This is a genomic window from Lacticaseibacillus paracasei subsp. paracasei (assembly GCF_000829035.1).
In the GTDB taxonomy this organism is placed as follows: Bacteria; Bacillota; Bacilli; order Lactobacillales; family Lactobacillaceae; genus Lacticaseibacillus; species Lacticaseibacillus paracasei.
In genome coordinates, this window is the sequence record NZ_AP012541.1 from 1,720,502 (window position 1) to 1,740,239 (window position 19,738).

Consider the following 19,738-nt stretch of genomic DNA (forward strand, 5'->3'; position numbering starts at 1 on the left):
CCAAAAATTAATGCAAGCCGTTAATGAAATCTTCGACTTGTTGTTTCGTCTTACGATCTTTATTCACAAAACGACCGGTTTCCTTGCCATCGTTAAAGGCAATAAAGCTCGGAATGCCAAACACACCCATATCTTGAGCAACTTCTAAATTCTTATCGCGATCAACCGCGATGAATTCATAATCTGAAAAGTCCTTCTCAATTTCAGGCATAGCTGGTTTGATAAAACGGCAATCCGAGCACCAATCTGCAGAAAAGAACAACATTTTTTTACCTGGTTGCTTGACCTCATTTAAAATTGCTGCATTAGAGCCTAATTCTTTCATAGCCAACATCCTTTCGCTTACTATTTATAAGTAACTATAACAGGAAATCGTCTTAAGATCAATGATGCTCGTGCTGTGTTACATTATACTCAAGGTGATAAAGCTTGAACAGGTCAACAAAAGCCAAGTCACACATCGTCAGATCAGTTAGAGATTAGCAGAAGACGTCAGCAATGTCTCGCCTTTATATCAGTTTTAAAAGAACGTCCGGAATAGGTTGGACAGGTTCGTCTTCATCACTAAAGGGGGTCACAAATTTGGCAATTTTCAAAAAGAAGTCGAATTGGCGTGTCTGGATAGCCGCTGCTGCGGTGACGGCCGGCATGGCTTCGATTGTTTATCGGCGCCTGTATTATCGAACCATTCCTAATCGCATTTTGTCCATCGTCAAGACCAACTTTACAAATCGCGGCACCATCGAAAATAGCTGGATCAACATGCAGCCAACCGAACGCGGGACTGGCCGTGATCGCTATCGCGTGTATACTGGCGGGTTGACCGTGCGTGAAGGCGACCGCCTCAATCAGTTTGCCTTTGCTGTTGAGCCCGATGGTACCTTAAGACAATTAAAACAACTTCACGAACCGATTAATGCTTAAAATGCGCGACAAGTTCGTAGATTCGACCGCCATCAGCGCTGAACTTCTCTTCGTATTCAGTGGGCACGTTATCCGTGACGCGTTTGTCGTGATGTAGGTTCAAGGAAACCAAATCGAACGTCATCCCAAAATGATTCATGCTGACCAAGGAATATTCAAACAACCCTTGATTATCCGTTTTAAACTGCAGCAAAGCATCTGGCTTCATAATGGCTTGATACTGTCGCAAAAAGTCACGATAAGTGAGCCGCCTTTTTTCGTGACGGGTTTTTGGCCACGGATCGGAAAAGTTTAAAAACAAGCCATCAATCTCACCTTCACTAAAATAATCGGTTAAGTCCGCACCATCGCCCAGCACAAGCTGCAAGTTTGGCAATTTTAAGGCAACCTGTTTTTTCAGAATCATCGCTACAGCGGCTTCCTGTAACTCTAAAGCAATAAAGTTTCGATCTGGATGGGTCTTGGCCATTTCGACAATAAATTGGCCCTTTCCAGAGCCAACCTCAAGATACAATGGCCGTGCTTGGTCAAATCGCGATTGCCAGTGACCTTGCATCTTTTCTGGGCGAACCAAAATCATCTCAGGATGAGCCAAGATTAGCGGTTTCGCCCACTGTTTGTTACGTAATCGCATAAAATTTCTCCTTAACTTGAACATTGGCTAGGTCAAAGTACACCGTGACCGCTCAAAAGGCCTGGGACAAAATCACTTTTTGCCTCAGGCCTTTTTTGATGAATGACCTTGCTTGTTTGCAGCACAGCTTACCGACTCGCTTGTAAACATTCGAATTGATGCAAAACTTGCGCAACTTCTTCGAATCGTTGATGCGTGGCTGCTACCTTAATATCATGAAGCAAATGCAGATCACCGTACCAGTACAGTCGGCGTTTCAAATCCTCATCAAGTCGTGCGCCATAAGCATCCAAAAACTGGTGACTTGTGGCTGGACTGCCATAGTGGGCAAGTACATCCGCAAGATCATAAGCCGGATCGCCCAGCGCCACCTGCTCCCAGTCTACTAAATACAACCGACCGCCTGCCTGTAACCAATTCTTGTGGTTCAAATCGCCATGACAAACCGTTTGCACATCCGTGTGCGGTAACCACTGCTTTAAATCGTGCAGAGCCGTTTTGATCTTAGGCTGCGCAGCCACATCGACTGGGAAATCCTGAAGTAGTGCGATTCGTAATTGCTCAGGATCAAGGACTTGACCGCCTACTTGACGTAATAACCGTTTTAACAGACTTGAGTGGTGCACCTGTGCCAACATTTTGGCCACGACTGGCAACATCATTTGTTGCCGCGTTAACGTTTCACCGTCCAGCCACTCTTGAGCGGTTAGCACGTCTCCCGTACTCACCCGCCGCGTCCACAACAGCCGCGGGGTAATGTGTTCAACTGATAGTGCCGCAAGAAACGGCGAGGCATTGCGCTTAAGGAAATATTTTTGATTGGCATAAACCCCAAGAAACGCACTTCCGGTGGATCCACCTGCAGGCTGCAGGGACCACCCGGAATCTAATTCAAACTCCATAGGCACTACTCCTTACTTCTGGCCGCAGGAATGATTCACAACATCAAAAAGACACTCCCAGGCGCTCGTGCGTCCACGCTCAATATTACTAACTTGCGAAATTCACGTCAAGAGCAGAGCGCAAACTGGCCCGCTTAGAAACCGGAACATAAGCGGCCTTAAGCCTAAACGGCCGGTCTTTGGCCATTTAGGCTTAAGGTCCTTATGTGTAGGTTTCTGGGCCAGTTTGCGCGTTTAGGCAGAGTGTGAACTGGCGCGGTTAGAAACCGGAGCATAAGCTGCCACAAGTGCGATGGCTGTACTTTGACCATTGTGCTTGTGGTCCTTATGTGAAGGTTTCTGCGCCTGTGAGCGCGTTTAGGCAGAGTGCGAACTGGCGCATCTGTCATTCAACGCATCGCATCATGTACCCTCAACCGAACACGTGCATACCATCGCGTGAAGCCCCAGACAAATGCAGTCCCGCCAACAAATATTGTCAACGCGGCGAGCCACTGCAGTCGGATCAACGCAACCAGTGTGAAAACAACCACTTCAAGCAGCAACAACGTCATCAAAAGCCGTTCAAAGGCCGCCAGTTTTTGATTTGGTGCTACTGGATACAAGTGCGTGAAGACAATTTCATCATATTGGAAGAAGAATGGCAACAGCTGAAAGCCAACCATATACAAGAATAGAATCGTAAAGCCAAGCAACAGCCACCACTGAGACAAAACCGCCACGATAATCGCGCCGATCACCAGTAGCCGCAAGTACAACCCAAGATACTCACCGCCACGCAAAAAGCCGCGCAGATACAAGTATGCCCACGTCTCTGTCTTGCTTGGCTTAACCAACTTCAAAAGTGGATCGAGGTACCGGCGACGATGGACGCTATTGGCCAAACCTGGCACATCCGTGAATAGATTATAAAATCGATACAGTCGACCCATGCGATCTGCTTCGAGGTCAATTAAAGCTTCAAAATTCAATAACCCATCTGCCAACAAGGAACTTCGCAGCCATCTGAAGACCAAATTCAGAGTCAGCGCCACTAACAAGGCCACAGCCGGATGCAAGTAAAAACCTAGAAAAAGAGCTGCGAATGTGATGACAAGCAGTACAAGTCGTGGATGTCGCCAATTGATCGGCAGATGATAGCGCTGAAGCAATTGCAGCCACAAGTCGAGATCTTTGAATAACCACACAGCTAGTAGCAGCGTCACCGTCGCACTGATTGGATCTTGACCCAATTGTGCAAATAATGGCCACATCGCCAAAGCCGCAAAACCCAATAAAGTTGCCGGTAACATCATGCTGTATCGCCGTGCCTTCAACAAATAGTCACTGAAGGCCTCTGCTTTTGGCAGTAAGAAGACTTGATCGGGCGCCTGCGCCAACGTGGCTAACTGGCCAAGCGCGATTAAAGCCGTAAAAATGACAGCCAGACACAAAGCTAACCACCAAGATGGTTGCAATGTTTTCACTAGCAGACTGTAGGCATATAAGGCACCACCAAAAAGTATTAGCAAGACCAGTACAAAATGGTCATTGAACACCAATCGCAAATATTTTTGCTGTTCTTGGACATGTTGTCGAAGTCGAGTTCGCCATAACGCGACCATTACTGTTCCTCCGTCATTTTCATATAGATGTCATCCAAGCTGCCATCCTGAAGATCAAATTGCTGCTTCAAAGAAGGTAAATCACCAGTTGCTCTGACTTTACCTGCTTTGATCAAAACGAATTCGTCAGCATATTGTTGAGCGGTTGCCAAAATATGGGTTGACATCAAAATAGACGCTCCTTGCTCCTTTTTTGCTGTCACCAAGTCCAACAGATCATGGACGGCCAGTGGATCAAGTCCAGAAAAAGGTTCGTCGATGATAAAAAGCTGTGCATGCGTCATAAACGCCGCCACAATCATGACCTTTTGCTGCATCCCTTTTGAGAATTTTGCTGGAAACCAGTCCAACTTATTGTCGAGTCGGAACATTTTCAGCATATTATCGGCATCTTGCCATGCAACCGTCGCATCAAGATCGTAAGCCATGATGGTCATTTCAAGATGTTCCCGCAACGTCAATTCCGGATAAAGCACCGGTGTCTCAGGCACATACGCGAGGTCAGCTCGAAAACCAGTGGGATCATCGTGTAATGTTTTGCCATCAAGTGAAATCGTCCCGCTTTGTGGGGTCAACAATCCTATAATATGTTTGATGGTCGTTGACTTGCCCGCACCATTCAAACCAATTAACCCGACAATTTTGCCTGCCGGTACGGTAAAGTTGATATCTTTCAAGACCGTTAAATTGCCGTAACCACCGGTCAATCCTTCAATTGTTAAAGTCATCTTACCAGTCCCAATCTGTATAATTTCAGTTAGTGATATGATAGCATGAAATCAAGGTTTCTATTTAAAAAGCGCAAGCAGAAATGAGGCAGCAACATGAATGATTGCATTTTTTGCAAAATTGTCCGTAACGAAATCCCCAATGTTACCGTATATGAAGATGACGTTGTCAAAGCCTTTCTGGATATCACGCAGGTTACACCGGGACATACTTTATTAGTCCCCAAAGTTCACATTCCAGATATTTTCGCTTATGACACTGAACTTGCCGCAGCGGTTTTTGAACGTCTGCCAAAAATTGCCCGCGCCATCAAGGCCAGTGACCCGGCAATTAAAGGTATGAATATTTTGAATAACAACGGCAAGGTCGCCTATCAAAGCGTTTTTCACTCACATATCCATTTGATTCCTCGCTATAGCGATCAAGATGATTTTGGCATGCACTTTGGCGATCACAGTGCACAGTATGACACAGAGAAACTTGAAGCGGTCGCTGACAAAATTCGTACCCAGCTGGAGGCCTAAGCATGAAATTTAAACACGGCTTTTTACTCGGAGCACTGACCGGAACAGTTTATGCGCTGTTGACTGCAAAAAAAACCGGTCCACAACTTCAACAAGAGATCGCGGCCTACTTTGAAGGCTTATCAGACGGAGTTGGTCAGGTGCGTGAGAGTGTTGCTCAGTTCAGTCAATCCCTCACCCATTTATCTGACGAACTCAACAATACTTTGAAACCTGCCATGAAAGATATCACAGATCGGGTCGAGACTTTTGAATTTGAAACGGCCCCGCGCGTTGATGCGATCCAAAAGCATGTTGAAAATATCAATGATGCTGTCAGCAATCTTGATGCTATGCCGACTGCCGATCAGCGTGAACCTTTACCAAAACATTGAAAATTGCCGGCGATGTCCATCAATTAAGTCGTGACGGTTTCGTGAAACTTATGTGAAGATCCGCGTGCGGCAGTAAGTTATGGTATAGTAGACGGCAGTGTTAACCGAAACTTTTAAGATTAGGATGTGTGATTGCATGAAAAAATGGATTCTCGGCGTTGTTGGTTTGTTTGTAGCAGTGACGTTAGCTGGTTGTTCAAGCAGCACGGTTGCAAACATGAAAGGTGCCAAGGTCACCAAAGACGAGTACTATGACGCCATGAAGAAGACCACCACTGGCCAAGCAACATTGCGTAACATGATTGTTTTGAAGGCATTGGAACAACAATACCCGAATAAGGTGTCTGATAAGAAGGTCAACAGTCAGTTCAATACACTGAAGAAACAATATGGTTCTTCATTCGATACAACCCTTGAACAAAATGGGTATACCGAATCAAGTTTTAAGGATCAAATTCGGACAACCTTGTACTCAGAAGTTGCCTTGAAGGCCCTCAAAAAGCCAACAGAAAAACAAATTGCTGCTCAGTGGAAGAAGTATCAACCGAAGATCACCGTGCAACATATCTTGGTCAAGACCGAAGATGAAGCTAAACAAATCATTTCCGACTACCAAAAAGACCCAACCGAAAAGAACTTTGAGGCCCTTGCCAAGAAGAACTCAATCGATACTGGAACAAAAGATAAGGGCGGTAAGTTGACGGCGTTTGACAACACCGATACTAGCTTGGATTCAACCTTCAAGAAAGCAGCCTTTAAGTTAACCAAGGCCGGCGATATCACCACAACACCGGTTAAGACGCAGTATGGCTATCATGTTATCCGCGTTATCTCCGTTGGTAAAAAAGGCACGATGAAGGAACACAAGAAAGATTTGGAAAACCAGCTCTATACAACATGGCAGAGCGACCAAACCGTGATGAACGGTATCATCACCAAAGTGCTTAAGAAGGAAAATGTTTCCATTAAGGATAACGACTTGAAGGATGTTCTTTCAAGCTATCTGAGCACCAGCTCAAGTACCAGTACTTCAAACTAAAAATTAAATCAGTGTTAGCACTTGAAAGCCTCGCAATTAATTTTGCGAGGCTTTTATTTGTGTTGCAAACATGACGCAATGAATGGCAAGTGATTGTTTGTAGGACTCAAAAAAGGCTGATAAAGATGGGCGCTATCCCATCTTTATCAGCCTTTTGACAACCACATGACTACAACTAAACTGACTGAATTCGCCTAGTGCGGATCCGGAAAAGTTTGACCATTTTTAGGTCGATAGAAGCGACGATTGTCCATACCGAAAAGTCGTTCTGTGAAGGTACCAGGATCAACATGTTGGTAGGCGGTTGTCATCATATTGATTGATGCGTCCAATTCGTCTAAATCATGCAACACTTGCGCTTCAAGCAGCTCTGGCCGCACCGGCGAGCCGTATTCAAGCAATCCGTGATGTGCAAGCACGACATGACGTAGTAAGAGCATATCTTCAGCGTTGATATCAATTTTAAGTTGCTGTGCTGCTAAGACAATCTGTTCGTCAATGAGAACGATGTGACCAATCAAGTTGCCTTCAACCGTGTAATCAGTTGAGATTGGCCCGCTTAACTCAATGGTCTTACCGAGATCATGTAAAATTGCGCCTGCATATAGCAAACTTTTGTTCAAGCTCGAATACTGTTGAACGACACTTTTAGCAAGTCGCAAGATGCTTAGCGTATGAAAAGCGAGACCACCAGCAAAAGCATGGTGATTTGACTTGGCGGCCGGATAACTGAAAAATGCCTTCTTGTGATCATTGATCAGTTTACGGACAATTCGATTCCAGTTAGCATTGGTGATTTCGAAGATGTAACTGTTCAGTTCCTCTTCCATATCACTGGGTGCTTCTGGCGCCCGCTCAACAAAGGCTTTAGGATCATTGCCTTCCTCTTGGGTTGCCAACCGCAATGAAAAAATCTTAATTTGCGGATTGCCTTGATATAATTCACGCTTACCCGACAATTGGACGACTTCGCCAGCCTTAAACTGAGCAATGTCATTGTCGCTAGCATCCCAGAACTTACCTGAAATATGTCCTGAATTGTCTTGAAAAATCATCGCAATAAATTTTTTGCCATTCTTTGCGACACGCACTTCAGCTGATTTAATCAGCACAGGAAGCCGAACATCTTCTTCATTATGATAATCGAAAAGCCGTTTTACCAAGGTCGTCACCTTTTCCTTGAATTTTCACACTACTTAAATCATACAGATATCAATGATAAAGTACAAGGAAGGTTGGTGCTTGAGTGAATGAGAAACCATGCTTCATTGTCATACAAATGTTAGGCACATCCAAGGACGAGTCAGCGCTCGGGTAAGAGCTGGCACCTAACCCTTTTTAAAAATAATGGTTGGATACTGCAAAAGAAAATGCACCACCTATGAATTGCCTTTTGCCAGCAAGTTTAGTTCAAACATTGTCGCGACACGCTCAGCCTTCTCTATGCGCATGAATTTCCAAAGAAAAAGGATCTCCGCAATCAACGGAAATCCTTCAATCACCAGTCATTACTTGCCTTGATAGACATCAATAATTGGTTGGGAAATAATTTTGTTCAATTCGTCCATCATCTGAGATAGGCCTTGTTCTTTTGCCATCAAATTTTGGATCGGCTGGATGTCGCGCATCTTGTCGCCAAGTTCTTGCAATGACTTAACTTCATCATCCGTGAAATCTTGTCCCTGCATTGACTTTTGCTGCATCTCATATTGCTTTTGTTGGAATTGTTGGAACAAACCGTAAGCAACGGCGTCCAGCTTCAAGAGATCAAACGCCTTCTTGAGATCCTGAAATTCCTGTGTTGTCTTGATATCTGCCGCCATCTGATTAGCGGTGTCGTAAACATTTGCCATACTTTACCTCACTTTTTGAGCCTATTTAAACCAGCCCTTGATATTATCATACCATTGTCCCACAGTTTGCTTGGCACTGTCTATGCCTTTCTCGATACTATCCTGAATTCCTTGCCATGTTTTGTCGCCACTGGATGGTGTTTGGATGCTAGCCATTTGTGCGGCATCTTTCGTGTCAAACGCGGTTTGTGGCGTATTCGGCATTAGGTTCGTCATTTCGAGTTTAAATAACGGTGCCACCCCAGACGTGCTGGTGCCTTGAAGGAAATGCTGACTGTCAGTTGTCGGGTAGCCAATCCAGGTCGCATTTACAATATCTGGCGTATAGCCAATGACCCACTGATCCTTAGTGCCATAGCCCCAACTACTTGGGACCTCAGTACTGCCAGTTTTCCCGGCGATTGTGTAGCCAGCTGGTTTAGCAGTTTGACCGGTCCCTTCGTTAAACGTTCCGATCATCATGCTCGTCATTTCCTGAGCCACTTTTTTTGATATGATTTGACGCATCGTTGGATGTGAGTTGTCGACCACCGTTTGACCTGACGCATCAACAATTTTGCGAATGAAGTGAGTCGTTGGCAATTTACCGCCATTCGCAAACACCGCATAGGCCCGTGCCATCATCAGCGGTGAAACCCCATTTTTAAGGCCACCAAGTGCAGCAGCAAGATTCTGATCGCTTTCTTTTAGTTGGATGCCAAACCGATCTAAGCTAGTGACCCCTTTTTGTACACCAATCTTATTAAGCAGCCAAACAGCCGGCGCGTTGATCGAATCGGCTAACGCTTTATACATCGGGACAGTACCTAAATAGGTGCCGGTTGCATTGGTCGGCGTATAATTATTTTTACCGTAACTAAGTTTCTCGTCCTTCAAGACAGAATCATAATGATAACCATTTTCAAGTGCTGGTGTATAAACCATCAACGGCTTGATCGTGGAACCCGGCGAATTGCGAAGTTGTGTTGCGTAGTTAAACCCTAAGAAGGTATGCTCACCGCGATTACCAACGACCGCCCTGACACCGCCTGTTTTCGGATCAAGCACGATGGAAGCCCCTTGAACCTGCTTACCATCTGCGGCATTTGCCGGAAACGCCCAGTCTTGAGCAAAGCTGTTTTGAAGGTTGCGTTGATAAGTTTGATCCAAATTGGTATAAATTTTATAACCTTTGTTCAAAATATCATCGACACTAATACCTTCACTGCGCGCCTCTTCAATGACGGAGTCAAAATAAGACGGATATTTTTGACTGTTGGCCGTTGAAAAAGTATCGACAACCTGCACTGACTGCGCTTTTGCCGCATTGGCCTGCGCCTGCGTGAGCTTCTTATTGTCCACCATCAATTGCAAAACGACATTGCGGCGCGACAAAGCATTGTCCATGTGATCAGCGGGGTTATAGTAGCTAGGATTCCGTAACATCCCCGCCAGAATTGCCCCTTCACTCGCATCAAGCTGGCTGGCATCTTTGCCAAAATACCGCTTAGCAGCATCTTGAACCCCCCAGACCCCATTGCCAAAATAAGCATTATTGAGGTACATCGCAAGAATGTCTTGTTTGGAGTAAACTTTATTCAACTGGATGGCCATAAATAGTTCTTGGGCCTTGCGCATCACCGTCTGCTTTTGCGTCAGCAAGGTATTCTTCGCCAATTGTTGGGTAATCGTACTACCACCACCCATGATTTGGCCATGGTGGATGACATAATTCAAAGCAGAGCGAAGAATCCCTTTGATTGAAAAACCGCCATTGGTATAAAACGTACGGTCTTCCGTCGAGATAACGGCATTTTGTACTTGCGGACTAATCGCCTTTAACTCGACGTAGGTCCCTTTTTGGCCGTACAGTGTGCCGGCTTCTTCGTTGTTAGCGTCATAAATGACGGTTTTTGTTTGTAAGGTACTCTTGATGTTTTCAACATCGGCGGTTTTGGCTTTATAAGTAAACCAAGCAGAGAACCCGAGCATGACTGTCAGACCAATTAAAATCAGCCAACGAATCACCTGAAACCGGCGGAAAAACCACCGTGTTCCCTGCCAAATTCGTGATAAGAACTGCATTTCCGTCCTCCTAATGTGAATCTTGTTTATTGTAGCATAGGCGACAACCGCCAAAATTTCATCGACATCTTTTTAAGCAAACTTTATGGTCAAATGAATTGAGGAAATCACTTGTTGTTTCAAACTTCTGCACGCGCCACGCTGCCCACCAGCCTTCGTGATCAACTTCAAGCATGGTTGATACCACGTAAACGGCAACACCAATTGCGCGTTGCCAAAACAATTTTAGTTAATGGTCATTATCGTAATTTTAATGAAAAAGTACAGCCTAGTGATGTTATCACGATGACTTATGATGAACCCACGCCACTTGCCTACGTTCCGGAAACGCCGGCCCTCACAATTCATTATGAAGATGATGATCTACTCATTGTCGATAAGCCGGCTGGTATGAAAACTCACCCAAACTTACCAGGCGAAACCGGTACCTTAATGAACCAGGCAGCCGCTTATCTGGCCCCTTTTCCGGCGTTAATTACCCATCGGCTAGATATGGCGACCAGTGGTTTATTGGTCATCGCGAAGAACCCTTTAACGCAAGCCATCATTAACCGACAGTTGGCTCTTAAAACCATGCATCGGGATTATATAGCGTTAGTACCGCAGGGAATTGCGGCCAGTGGCACCATAACGGCTCCGATTGGGCATGATCCTGATGATCAGCGTAAACGCATGATTAGACCGGACGGGGCATCGGCCATTACTCATTTTCGCCGGATCGCAGAAACGTCAACAACTGCGACGGTTGCGCTCAGACTCGAAACCGGCCGCACCCATCAAATTCGGGTACATTTAGCTAGCATTGGCTATCCAATCCTAGGTGATCCGCTTTATGCCCCTGATCAGACAACCTATCAGCGCATGTATCTGCACGCCTTTCAGGTTCGCTTCACAAAGCCGCTATCAGACACAACGTTGACGGTGACCAGTCCCCTGCCTTTTTGAACAATTTTGAGCCAAAGTAATGGCACATACCATGGCAAGCAGCGGGCCACTAATTGTGTGACAACGAAAAGAGCTGGGTTTGACAAGGTTGACCTTGTTGCCCAGCTCTTTTGCTTGTGATGTTGCCAGATGGTTACGAATTGAAGGCTTGCCGATAAGCCGCTTCAAACCATTTTGCCTGCTTCTCATCCGGGCTAATCACGACAATCGTGTCATGACCAGCGATGGTGCCGACAACTTGCTCAAAACCGATGTCATCAATAATCGCTGCCAATAAATTGCCGTTGCTCGGTAACGTTTTGATCACGTTCATGAAATGCACCCGAGTAATTGACAGCCCGACTTCGCGAATTGAGCGACCTAACCGTTCTAACTGGGACTCTGAAGAGCCGCGAAAAATGGTATAACGTAACGTCCCGGTTGCGTCCTGCGATTTGACGATCTTCATCTCGCGAATGTCGCGCGAAATCGTGGCTTGCGTCGCATCAATACCAGCCGCTTTTAATGCTGCCAATAACTCTTCCTGCGTGGCGATTGGCTTTTGATTAATGATTCGTGTTAAGGCCGCTTGGCGTTCACTTTTATTCATCACATGGCCTCCACCATTATTGTTGCGCGGGAGTCAGTCCAAGAGACATCGGCGTGTAAGCGGCCTTAGATGTGATGGCCGTACTTTGACCATTGTGACCAAAGTCCTTATGCGTAGGTGTCTGGACTGACGAGCGCGTTATCGTCACTGCCGGTTGCTGACGCGCAAGGTTACATTTCTTCTGGCGCACCGACACCCAACAGTTGCAGCGCATTTGTTAGCACTTGTGTCGTCGCCTTAACCATCGCCAATCGAGCTGGCAGCTCACTGTCCTCAACCAGCACTTTGACATTGGCATAATACTTATTGAAAGCTTTTGCCAAGCGTAGTGCATACTTAGCAATCACAGAAGGTTCATATTCCTTGGCTGCACGCAAGACCATGCTTGGGTAATCGCCAAGGGCGCGCAAAACGTCCCAAGCCGCTGGATCACTTAAAGCCACTTCAGGCGCCGGGTCAATCGCAGCCTTCCGCAAAATGCTATTAGCCCGCGCGTTCGTGTACTGTACATATGGACCAGTTTCACCTTCAAAACGCACGACTTCTTCTAAGTTGAAGTCGAAGTTGTCTAAGCGTTCGTTCTTCAAGTCATGGAAAATGACGGCGCCGACACCGACTTCATGCGCAACTTTATCCGCATTTGGTAAATCGGGATGCTTTTCAGCAATTTGTTGTTTCGCCAGACCGACAGCATCGCGCAAAACATTTTCCAGTAAGATAATGTTGCCTTTACGCGTTGACAACTTCTTGCCATTCGCCGTAATCAGCCCAAATGGAATGTGGTGAATATCATTCGCCCAGTCGTAACCCATTTCTAACAAGACGGCTTTTAACTGCTGGAAGTGTTCGCGTTGTTCATTACCAACAACGTACAGGCTTTGAACAAAATGATAATGTTCTTTCCGGAAAATCGCAGCAGCGAGATCACGCGTCATATACAGCGTTGCGCCATCTGACTTCTTGATCAGCGCTGGATTCAAGTTATACGCACTCAAATCCACAATTTCGGCACCTTGACTAGTTTTCAGCAAATGCTTGTCTTCAAGCCGCTTCACCACATCAGCCATTTTGTCATTATAAAAGGCTTCGCCATTGTAAGAATCAAAATCAACACCGAGAATTTTGTAAATTCGATTGAACTCAGCCAGTGAAACTGTGCGGAACCAGCGCCAAAGCGCAATGGCTTCTTCATCGCCATCTTCCAGCCGCTTAAACCAAGCACGGGCCTCATCGCCCAACTCGGGATTTGCCTCGGCCTTCTCATGAAATTCCACATAGTAATGCAATAGATTTTTGATCGGATCGGCTTTGACAGCGTCCTCGGATCCCCACTTCTTGTACGCCACAATCAGTTTACCAAATTGTGTGCCCCAGTCGCCAAGGTGATTAATTTTAATCGGTGTATACCCGATTTTGCTGAGAATGTTGGCTAAGGCATTGCCAATCACGGTTGAGCGTAAGTGCCCCATGGACATTGGTTTAGCAATGTTCGGGCTGCTCATGTCGATCGGTACATTCCCGCTGCCGATATTAGCATCACCATAATGCTCGCCAGCTTGCGCGATCACTTTCAACACATCGTGGGCAAAACTGATTTTATCCAGATAAAAGTTAACATAGCCACCAACAGCCTTCACTTTTTCAAACGGGGTCACATCAATTTGACCGACCAAATCGCTCGCAATCATCTTTGGTGCGCGATGCATGATCTTCGCCAAGGAAAAGGTTGGAAAAGCATAATCTCCTAAGTCTGATGATTTGGGTGTTTCAATCAAGGACTTGATCGCAGCCGCGTCTAATTGACCGGCAAGTGCTGGTTCAAGTGCCTTAACAACAAGTTCTTTAAAATCCATAACTTCCTCCTAAAATGATGATGCCACGAAAAAAGGACCCATCTCTCCTGTTCGAAGAGACGAGCCCTAGCCCGCGGTACCACTCTGCTTGACAATATGTCCACTCAAAGCACTGATTCTCAAAAGCGCGCCATCAGGTCCGACGTGATCGTTTGCACTATCCGATCTCACTAAGAACCGCCAACTGACCTTATTTCCTCTTTCTCACAGAACCTTATACAGCGGTCGACGAGAATCGAACTCGCGACACCAGCTTGGGAAGCTGGAGTTTTACCACTAAACTACGACCGCAAATCAACGGATATAAGTATATCACGAGGGCTACATTTTGCAAAGGTCATCAAAGGTGACTTTTTCTATGAATTTGATGAGAAAAAATCTTAAAAATGAGTACCGGCAATTTTCTTGTTAATGTTTCTCACCGTGCTATAATATTAGTAAAGAAGGAGTGGTCGAGATGGCAAAAACGGGACGTCACTATTATTTCGTGGCGCGCAACGAGAAAACCAAAACAGGTTATCACATTAGTTTTCCAAATATTCCTAACGCTGAGGCAGTCGGGACAACATACGAAGAGACCGTTTATTATTCATATCGGGTCTTGGCTGACTTCCTGAGCCATCTGCCAAAACAAGAAGCGGAAATTCGTGCCTACACGCTTTCCGATATTCCGGATACGGTTTCCAGCAATGTTTTCTATTCATTGGTGAGCGTCACGCCTGACTTTGATCCGCACAAAATGGAAACACATTTTACCTTGCCACAAACACCGCCTGCCGATATTCGACAAAAAGCAGCTAAACTGGCTGGATTAGTGACGCCAAATGATAACTTGGCTTTGTAACTAGGTATTCAACATGCAAACTTTTCGAATGTTGTTGTTAGTTATTTTTCTTGTTGGCGTTGGGTTAGCTTTGATCGGCCTAGTAAGTTGGTTGATTGCCCTATTGCGACACCGCGAAACAAAACCGATGCGGCGACTGACTTGGCTGAGCGGCGGAGTGGCGCTTGCGGCGCTGATTGTCAACGCGTTTACGTAAACAACTTTGATTTAAGCGATAATTCTTAAGTCATCATTTCAAGAAGAGCACTGCCAGTGATGGGAGTGTTTTTTGTTTGGGATTGCACGGAATGGTCGTGCAATCAAATCGAGAATGAAAATTGAACGTTGTTGCTTCAAAAACGCGTTCGCTGCCGCAGAAACTGGTGTGTAAGGACCTTGGAAGCAATGACCAAAGCCCGGTCATCACGTCCAAGGCCGCTTACACGCCGGTTTCTAAACGCCTCAGCTCACGCTCTGAGGCGTTGACTGGTTTCTATTGTATTTCTATGCTTAAATAGGAACAGCAAATAATGAAGGAGTGGGCTTATGACTGACCTGCAAACAAGTATTGGCGACTTTCAATTTGATAATGTGTTCATGAACGCAAGCGGTGTACGCTGCTACACCGAGGAAGACTTAGATGCGTTGGCACAAAGTGATGCTGGGACCTTTGTCACTAAAAGTGCTACCCAAGCAAAACGCCTCGGCAATCCCAGCCCGCGCTATGCTCGACTAGAACTCGGCTCTATCAATTCGATGGGCTTACCTAATGAGGGCCTCGATTACTATCTCAACTACGCCTTGAAGTTTCAGGAAAAGCATCCAGGTCAATGGATTTTTCTGTCAGTTGCCGGCTTGACAATGGAAGAAAATCTCGCCATGGCACACACTATCGAAGACTCCGATTTTAATGGCTTGGTCGAGTTTAACCTGAGCTGCCCAAATGTTCCGGGTAAACCCCAAACCGGTTACGATTTTGACCGAACCAAGGAAGTGCTTACCAACCTCTTCACGTTCTTTACCAAACCAGCAGGCGTTAAATTGCCACCTTATTTTGACCTCGCGCAATTCGACCAAATGGCTGCCATCTTAAATCAGTTCCCGTTGCAATTTGTGAATTCTATTAACAGTCTCGGCAACGGCCTCATGATCGATCCCGAAACTGACACAGCGTTAATTAAGCCAAAAGGCGGCTTTGGCGGTATTGGCGGCGCCTATGCGAAACCAATCGCACTAGCCAATGTCCGTGCCTTTTCACAGCGGCTGGACCCGAAGATTCAGCTTATCGGCACTGGTGGTGTGACCAATGGCCGTGATGCCTATGATCTCATCCTCGCCGGTGCGAGTTTGGTTCAAGTTGGCACCTTGCTTCAAGAAGAAGGACCGGCCGTATTCACCCGCCTGAGCCGTGAACTTCAGGCTGTCATGCAGACCAAGGGATATACCAACCTTAGCGACTTTAAAGGACAATTGAAAACCCAATGACGAACGAAAAAATGAAGGTTTGGGCATACTTTAAACACAACGCTGGCGACTTTAGCCGGCATTGGGGCGCGTATATCATGCTCATCAGCGTCACTAATCTATTTATTGGGTTAGCTGTGATCCCGTTTTTTAATTTTGCTGCTCAGCAAACGTTGCGAATTGGTCACGTGCCTTACATTACCTTGACGAACCTCGGACAAATTCTGACTCATGATCCCGGAGTTGCTGCAGTTCTCACCTTGTTGGGGCTGCTACTACTGTTATTCGTTTACTGGCAGTTCACCTTCTTGATTCTAGGTATTCAAAACATTCATCGGCAAACTCGCTTAAGCTTCTTTCAATTAGCAATCGCGACTTTGAAAAAAACCCACCGCCTAACACCGACAACCATCGCTGTCTTAATCGCTTACTTTGTTTTAATCTTTCCATTTTCAAGCGTTGTTTTCAAAACAAGCTTGCTGGCCAAATTAACCATTCCCGATTTCATCGTCGATTTTATTTTTGCCCGATGGTATCTCGGCCTACTGGTCATAGCGCTTTACATGATGGGTACCTGGCTCGCCGTTCGCTTGTTGCCGTTATTACCTGCTTTAATTTTGAGCGAAACCCCTCCTCGAAAAGCGGTTGCCAAAACTTGGCGGATGACGCGCGGCCAAACTTGGCGCACATTGTTAGCAGTCTTGTTAATCTTCATACCGGTAGCTGTTCTGACCACTTTGCTGACCATTGGCCTATATTTACTTCAGTCATACTTGGACAGTCACTGGGAACATTGGGCCTTACTTGGAGCAACCATCAACCTTGGTGTGTTGCAAGTGGTTATGCTGCTATTAACAGTGTTCTTTACCGTTATGCTTTATCAATTGGGAACCTCGCAGGCAGAGACATTTCAACTCATTCCCAACCAAGACTTGATTGCCCGAGTCCCAAAACGTCGGCGCAATCTTCTTTTCCGAATTGGCGCCGTTGGCTTAATTGCGTTAGTCATCGGTGGCAGCAGTCTTTTCTACTACGCTTATCTGACTGGTGCACTGGCAAGTCAGCCGTTAACTATCTCACACCGCGGGGTTGATGATGGTAACGGAGTCCAAAATACAATCCCAGCGTTACAAGCCACCGCTAAAGAAAAACCGGATTATGTTGAGATGGATTTGCACGAAACCAAAGACCATCAATTTGTCGTCATGCATGACGAGAACCTGAAAGATCTAACCGGTGTCGATGCCAAACCACATCAGCTGACTTTATCAGAGATGACCAAACTGACAGCTCGCGAGAATGGGCACACCGCCAAAGTCGCTAGTTTTGACCAGTATTTGGCGGCTGCGGAACGACTGCATCAAAAGTTATTGATCGAAATTAAGACCACACCTGAAGACAGCCCACAAATGATGAATCATTTTATTCAACTATACGGGCAACGACTTCTAGCCGATCATGATCAGTTGCATTCGCTCGATTATCAAGTTGTCACAACCATGCGCAAACAAGTGCCAAAGTTGAAAACTTTTTTCATTTTGCCGTATACGCTCGTCTTTCCTGAAACACCAGCTAGTGGTTACACACTTGAAACAACCACGTTAGCCATGCGGGTGATTGACGAAGCGCATAATCGTGATCAAAAAGTCTATGCTTGGACTGTCAATGACAGCGATGATATGGAAAAAGTAGCTTTCATGGATGCGGATGGGATTATCACAGATCAATTGGGTGAATTAAAAACAACACTATATCAAATGAACCACCATCCAAGTTATGCTGATCAGATTTTGCAATATCTGACGAGCTTTTCTGATGATGCTGAAAACTAGCTATCTACAAATAAAGGCACCAAAAAAGGCCATCAACTTTTATTCGTTGATGGTCTTTTTAGTCATTTACTTGAAGTAATACCTAGCTGTTTCTAATGCGCTGGTTTCCATCAAGCGTTTGCCATACTCAGACAGCACCGCTGATGACAACGGTGACCGATCGCCAAATTCCATCGCGACGGCCATTTGATCGTGCGCCTCGTCAGACGAAATCTCATTTGGATAAAAGGTCAGTACCAGATAATAAGCGTTCTTATAACGATAAAGATCGCTCTTTCCGCCTTCGAGCCGCAATGTATCTGCTAAACTAATAAAATCTTCAAAGTCCTTTAATTTCAAAACAAGCTCAGTCTGTGGTGCTTTGTCGGCATCAATATAGCCGCCTTCATCAACTGCCTGATGATCTTGTTGATCACTGGCATCAAGTCCTTGCAGTTGCTGACGAATATAATCAGGCACTTGGGTATCCGTACCTTCGTCATCAGTCTGATCGGCTGCGCTATCATCGTTTTTTTGACCACTTTTACTGATCAGCAATTCGAGTCCGGACTGACTCGGCATGACCTGAAACGTCACGGCCTCATTTGTAGCAAACGTATGATCTTTATCGACCTCATCGAGGATACTATAGAAGAAGCTCTCAATCTGTTTATGATTGCCTAACAGATCCAAAACCGTGATCCCACGCTGCGCTAGATCATCGTTGCCTAACATGACCCGGATCGTATTTGCGTTAATCCGTTCCATTTCCATGATTGCTGCACCTCACTTTAGTCACGGAACCCTGGCTTCTGTGAATATCACATTACCACTTACTACATTATAGCAGATTTCGTACGTCAAGGCATTCTACCGCAGGTTAGCGTGAGTATCAAGTAAAGCGCGCGGTCTTCAAACTTGGTTCAACCTTCACTCTAGTAACACTTGTTTTATCAACCTGCAGTAACATCGCGTTTGCGCCTTTCATACGCAAAAACCGCACCAAATTAGGTACGGTTTTTGCAAATGATTGGCTCATTTATAATTAGTTTTTTAAAAACCTGCAAGTAGTTGTGCTTGTTGCAGCTCCATTGTTCGGACAGAACGCGGCAAGAAACGCCGAATTTCATCCTCGTTATAACCAACCTGCAGACGTTTATCGTCCATCATAATCGGGCGACGTAGCAAGCCAGGATACTTGGCAACCAGCTTAATTAACGTACCAGTTGACAAGTCATCAATATTAATACCCAGCTCCTGGAAGATTTTCGAACGTGTTGAAATAATTTCTTCAGTGCCATCTTCGGTCATTCTCAGTAACCGTTTGATTTCATCTACGTTCAATGGATCAGAAAAAATATTACGTTCCTCGAATGGAATTTTATTTTCCTTCAACCAGGCGCGCGCCTTCCGACAAGATGTGCAACTTGGGGATGTATATAAAATAACCATTAGCGCTCGCTCCTTTTTCGTGACGAGGTACTTTTCATCTCTACAGGTATAGTATAAGAGATTGGACCGGCGCTAAGCAATCACATTTATAAAAATAATTTTTTAAAAGCTGAAATTCCATATTAACGAATATTGACTATTGTCCATTTTATCA

22 protein-coding genes and 1 tRNA gene are annotated in these 19,738 nt (G+C 45.5%); 9 read left to right on the forward strand and 14 right to left on the reverse strand.

Annotated features, from left to right (window positions below; genetic code table 11):
- Positions 1–7: 7 nt before the first annotated feature.
- Positions 8–325 (reverse strand): thioredoxin family protein, encoded by a 318-nt coding sequence (locus LBPC_RS08450; RefSeq protein ID WP_003565903.1) that lies wholly within the window; start codon positions 323–325, stop codon positions 8–10.
- A gap of 257 nt (positions 326–582) precedes the next feature.
- Between LBPC_RS08450 and LBPC_RS08455 the strand changes: the two genes are divergently transcribed.
- Complete coding sequence (locus LBPC_RS08455; RefSeq protein WP_003565906.1) at positions 583–924, forward strand: hypothetical protein; 342 nt, start codon at positions 583–585, stop codon at positions 922–924.
- Here the strand turns inward: LBPC_RS08455 and trmB are convergent.
- The 4 genes from trmB to LBPC_RS08475 form a co-directional block, all read right to left on the reverse strand.
- Positions 914–1,558 carry a tRNA (guanosine(46)-N7)-methyltransferase TrmB gene (gene trmB / locus LBPC_RS08460; protein ID WP_003565908.1) on the reverse strand — a complete coding sequence of 215 codons (645 nt, stop codon included), beginning with the start codon at positions 1,556–1,558 and terminating at the stop codon, positions 914–916. The genes LBPC_RS08455 and trmB overlap by 11 nt on opposite strands.
- 128 nt (positions 1,559–1,686) lie before the next feature.
- Entirely contained in the window at positions 1,687–2,460 is a 774-nt protein-coding gene (locus tag LBPC_RS08465; RefSeq protein WP_003575439.1) for a phosphotransferase family protein, read from the reverse strand.
- A gap of 389 nt (positions 2,461–2,849) precedes the next feature.
- Complete coding sequence (locus LBPC_RS08470) at positions 2,850–4,064, reverse strand: ABC transporter permease (RefSeq protein ID WP_003594836.1); 1,215 nt, start codon at positions 4,062–4,064, stop codon at positions 2,850–2,852.
- Positions 4,064–4,792: an ABC transporter ATP-binding protein gene (locus LBPC_RS08475; protein ID WP_003660598.1), complete on the reverse strand. Its 729-nt coding sequence runs from the start codon at positions 4,790–4,792 to the stop codon at positions 4,064–4,066. Before LBPC_RS08475 ends, LBPC_RS08470 begins: the two co-directional genes overlap by 1 nt.
- A gap of 96 nt (positions 4,793–4,888) precedes the next feature.
- Here LBPC_RS08475 and LBPC_RS08480 point away from each other — a divergent pair, with 96 nt between their 5' ends.
- The 3 genes from LBPC_RS08480 to LBPC_RS08490 all read left to right on the forward strand — a co-directional run bounded on the left by LBPC_RS08480 (position 4,889) and on the right by LBPC_RS08490 (position 6,730).
- Complete coding sequence (locus LBPC_RS08480; protein WP_003579608.1) at positions 4,889–5,317, forward strand: HIT family protein; 429 nt, start codon at positions 4,889–4,891, stop codon at positions 5,315–5,317.
- Positions 5,318–5,319: 2 nt separating this feature from the next.
- Complete coding sequence (locus LBPC_RS08485; protein WP_003565918.1) at positions 5,320–5,691, forward strand: YtxH domain-containing protein; 372 nt, start codon at positions 5,320–5,322, stop codon at positions 5,689–5,691.
- 136 nt (positions 5,692–5,827) lie between these two features.
- The gene (locus tag LBPC_RS08490) at positions 5,828–6,730 is read left to right on the forward strand and encodes a peptidylprolyl isomerase (protein ID WP_003565921.1); all 903 of its coding nucleotides are present in this window, start codon (positions 5,828–5,830) and stop codon (positions 6,728–6,730) included.
- A gap of 194 nt (positions 6,731–6,924) precedes the next feature.
- On the opposite strand, the gene LBPC_RS08495 is transcribed toward LBPC_RS08490, so the two are convergent.
- The 3 genes from LBPC_RS08495 to LBPC_RS08505 form a co-directional block, all read right to left on the reverse strand.
- Entirely contained in the window at positions 6,925–7,893 is a 969-nt protein-coding gene (locus LBPC_RS08495; protein ID WP_003606851.1) for a 3'-5' exoribonuclease YhaM family protein, read from the reverse strand.
- Between the two features lie 345 nt (positions 7,894–8,238).
- On the reverse strand, positions 8,239–8,583 hold the full coding sequence (locus tag LBPC_RS08500; protein ID WP_003594846.1) for a YlbF family regulator: 345 nt from the start codon (positions 8,581–8,583) through the stop codon (positions 8,239–8,241).
- Positions 8,584–8,604: 21 nt separating this feature from the next.
- On the reverse strand, positions 8,605–10,647 hold the full coding sequence (locus LBPC_RS08505; protein WP_003565928.1) for a PBP1A family penicillin-binding protein: 2,043 nt from the start codon (positions 10,645–10,647) through the stop codon (positions 8,605–8,607).
- Between the two features lie 111 nt (positions 10,648–10,758).
- Between LBPC_RS08505 and LBPC_RS08510 the strand changes: the two genes are divergently transcribed.
- Positions 10,759–11,592, forward strand: coding sequence for an RluA family pseudouridine synthase (locus LBPC_RS08510; protein ID WP_003594847.1), 834 nt, complete (start codon positions 10,759–10,761; stop codon positions 11,590–11,592).
- 133 nt (positions 11,593–11,725) lie between these two features.
- Here LBPC_RS08510 and LBPC_RS08515 read toward each other — a convergent pair whose 3' ends face one another.
- The 3 genes from LBPC_RS08515 to LBPC_RS08525 all read right to left on the reverse strand — a co-directional run bounded on the left by LBPC_RS08515 (position 11,726) and on the right by LBPC_RS08525 (position 14,325).
- Entirely contained in the window at positions 11,726–12,181 is a 456-nt protein-coding gene (locus tag LBPC_RS08515) for an arginine repressor (RefSeq protein ID WP_003565933.1), read from the reverse strand.
- 170 nt (positions 12,182–12,351) lie between these two features.
- The gene (gene argS, locus LBPC_RS08520; protein ID WP_003660592.1) at positions 12,352–14,034 is read right to left on the reverse strand and encodes an arginine--tRNA ligase; all 1,683 of its coding nucleotides are present in this window, start codon (positions 14,032–14,034) and stop codon (positions 12,352–12,354) included.
- A gap of 220 nt (positions 14,035–14,254) precedes the next feature.
- Positions 14,255–14,325 (reverse strand) — tRNA-Gly (locus tag LBPC_RS08525).
- Between the two features lie 166 nt (positions 14,326–14,491).
- Between LBPC_RS08525 and LBPC_RS08530 the strand changes: the two genes are divergently transcribed.
- The 4 genes from LBPC_RS08530 (at position 14,492) to LBPC_RS08545 (ending at position 18,153) form a co-directional block, all read left to right on the forward strand.
- A complete protein-coding gene (locus tag LBPC_RS08530; protein WP_003565937.1) occupies positions 14,492–14,878 on the forward strand; it encodes a hypothetical protein in 387 nt (128 codons plus the stop codon).
- A 13-nt stretch (positions 14,879–14,891) separates the two neighbouring features.
- Positions 14,892–15,074: a hypothetical protein gene (locus LBPC_RS08535; protein ID WP_003565939.1), complete on the forward strand. Its 183-nt coding sequence runs from the start codon at positions 14,892–14,894 to the stop codon at positions 15,072–15,074.
- Positions 15,075–15,403: 329 nt separating this feature from the next.
- Positions 15,404–16,342, forward strand: a complete 939-nt coding sequence (locus LBPC_RS08540; protein ID WP_003579616.1) for a dihydroorotate oxidase — start codon at positions 15,404–15,406, stop codon at positions 16,340–16,342.
- Positions 16,339–18,153, forward strand: coding sequence for a glycerophosphoryl diester phosphodiesterase membrane domain-containing protein (locus LBPC_RS08545; protein ID WP_003594852.1), 1,815 nt, complete (start codon positions 16,339–16,341; stop codon positions 18,151–18,153). Before LBPC_RS08540 ends, LBPC_RS08545 begins: the two co-directional genes overlap by 4 nt.
- Before the next feature lie 66 nt (positions 18,154–18,219).
- Here the strand turns inward: LBPC_RS08545 and LBPC_RS08550 are convergent, their stop codons facing one another.
- From LBPC_RS08550 to spxA, 3 genes are all read right to left on the reverse strand, one after another.
- On the reverse strand, positions 18,220–18,906 hold the full coding sequence (locus LBPC_RS08550) for an adaptor protein MecA (protein ID WP_003579619.1): 687 nt from the start codon (positions 18,904–18,906) through the stop codon (positions 18,220–18,222).
- Between the two features lie 118 nt (positions 18,907–19,024).
- Entirely contained in the window at positions 19,025–19,171 is a 147-nt protein-coding gene (locus tag LBPC_RS17270; RefSeq protein WP_014566562.1) for a hypothetical protein, read from the reverse strand.
- A gap of 14 nt (positions 19,172–19,185) precedes the next feature.
- A complete protein-coding gene (gene spxA / locus LBPC_RS08560) occupies positions 19,186–19,584 on the reverse strand; it encodes a transcriptional regulator SpxA (RefSeq protein WP_003565949.1) in 399 nt (132 codons plus the stop codon).
- Positions 19,585–19,738: the final 154 nt, after the last annotated feature.

Excerpts from the sequence above, each read along its gene's own strand:
- LBPC_RS08450 (WP_003565903.1), bottom strand. The coding sequence starts at position 325 with ATGAAAGAATTAGGCTCTAATGCAGCAATTTTAAATGAGGTCAAGCAA.
- trmB (WP_003565908.1), bottom strand. The coding sequence starts at position 1,558 with ATGCGATTACGTAACAAACAGTGGGCGAAACCGCTAATCTTGGCTCAT.
- LBPC_RS08465 (WP_003575439.1), bottom strand. The coding sequence starts at position 2,460 with ATGGAGTTTGAATTAGATTCCGGGTGGTCCCTGCAGCCTGCAGGTGGA.
- LBPC_RS08470 (WP_003594836.1), bottom strand. The coding sequence starts at position 4,064 with ATGGTCGCGTTATGGCGAACTCGACTTCGACAACATGTCCAAGAACAG.
- LBPC_RS08475 (WP_003660598.1), bottom strand. The coding sequence starts at position 4,792 with ATGACTTTAACAATTGAAGGATTGACCGGTGGTTACGGCAATTTAACG.
- LBPC_RS08480 (WP_003579608.1), top strand. The coding sequence starts at position 4,889 with ATGAATGATTGCATTTTTTGCAAAATTGTCCGTAACGAAATCCCCAAT.
- LBPC_RS08485 (WP_003565918.1), top strand. The coding sequence starts at position 5,320 with ATGAAATTTAAACACGGCTTTTTACTCGGAGCACTGACCGGAACAGTT.
- LBPC_RS08490 (WP_003565921.1), top strand. The coding sequence starts at position 5,828 with ATGAAAAAATGGATTCTCGGCGTTGTTGGTTTGTTTGTAGCAGTGACG.
- LBPC_RS08500 (WP_003594846.1), bottom strand. The coding sequence starts at position 8,583 with ATGGCAAATGTTTACGACACCGCTAATCAGATGGCGGCAGATATCAAG.
- LBPC_RS08505 (WP_003565928.1), bottom strand. The coding sequence starts at position 10,647 with ATGCAGTTCTTATCACGAATTTGGCAGGGAACACGGTGGTTTTTCCGC.
- LBPC_RS08515 (WP_003565933.1), bottom strand. The coding sequence starts at position 12,181 with ATGAATAAAAGTGAACGCCAAGCGGCCTTAACACGAATCATTAATCAA.
- argS (WP_003660592.1), bottom strand. The coding sequence starts at position 14,034 with ATGGATTTTAAAGAACTTGTTGTTAAGGCACTTGAACCAGCACTTGCC.
- LBPC_RS08530 (WP_003565937.1), top strand. The coding sequence starts at position 14,492 with ATGGCAAAAACGGGACGTCACTATTATTTCGTGGCGCGCAACGAGAAA.
- LBPC_RS08535 (WP_003565939.1), top strand. The coding sequence starts at position 14,892 with ATGCAAACTTTTCGAATGTTGTTGTTAGTTATTTTTCTTGTTGGCGTT.
- LBPC_RS08540 (WP_003579616.1), top strand. The coding sequence starts at position 15,404 with ATGACTGACCTGCAAACAAGTATTGGCGACTTTCAATTTGATAATGTG.
- LBPC_RS08545 (WP_003594852.1), top strand. The coding sequence starts at position 16,339 with ATGACGAACGAAAAAATGAAGGTTTGGGCATACTTTAAACACAACGCT.
- LBPC_RS08550 (WP_003579619.1), bottom strand. The coding sequence starts at position 18,906 with ATGGAAATGGAACGGATTAACGCAAATACGATCCGGGTCATGTTAGGC.
- LBPC_RS17270 (WP_014566562.1), bottom strand. The coding sequence starts at position 19,171 with ATGAGCCAATCATTTGCAAAAACCGTACCTAATTTGGTGCGGTTTTTG.
- spxA (WP_003565949.1), bottom strand. The coding sequence starts at position 19,584 with ATGGTTATTTTATATACATCCCCAAGTTGCACATCTTGTCGGAAGGCG.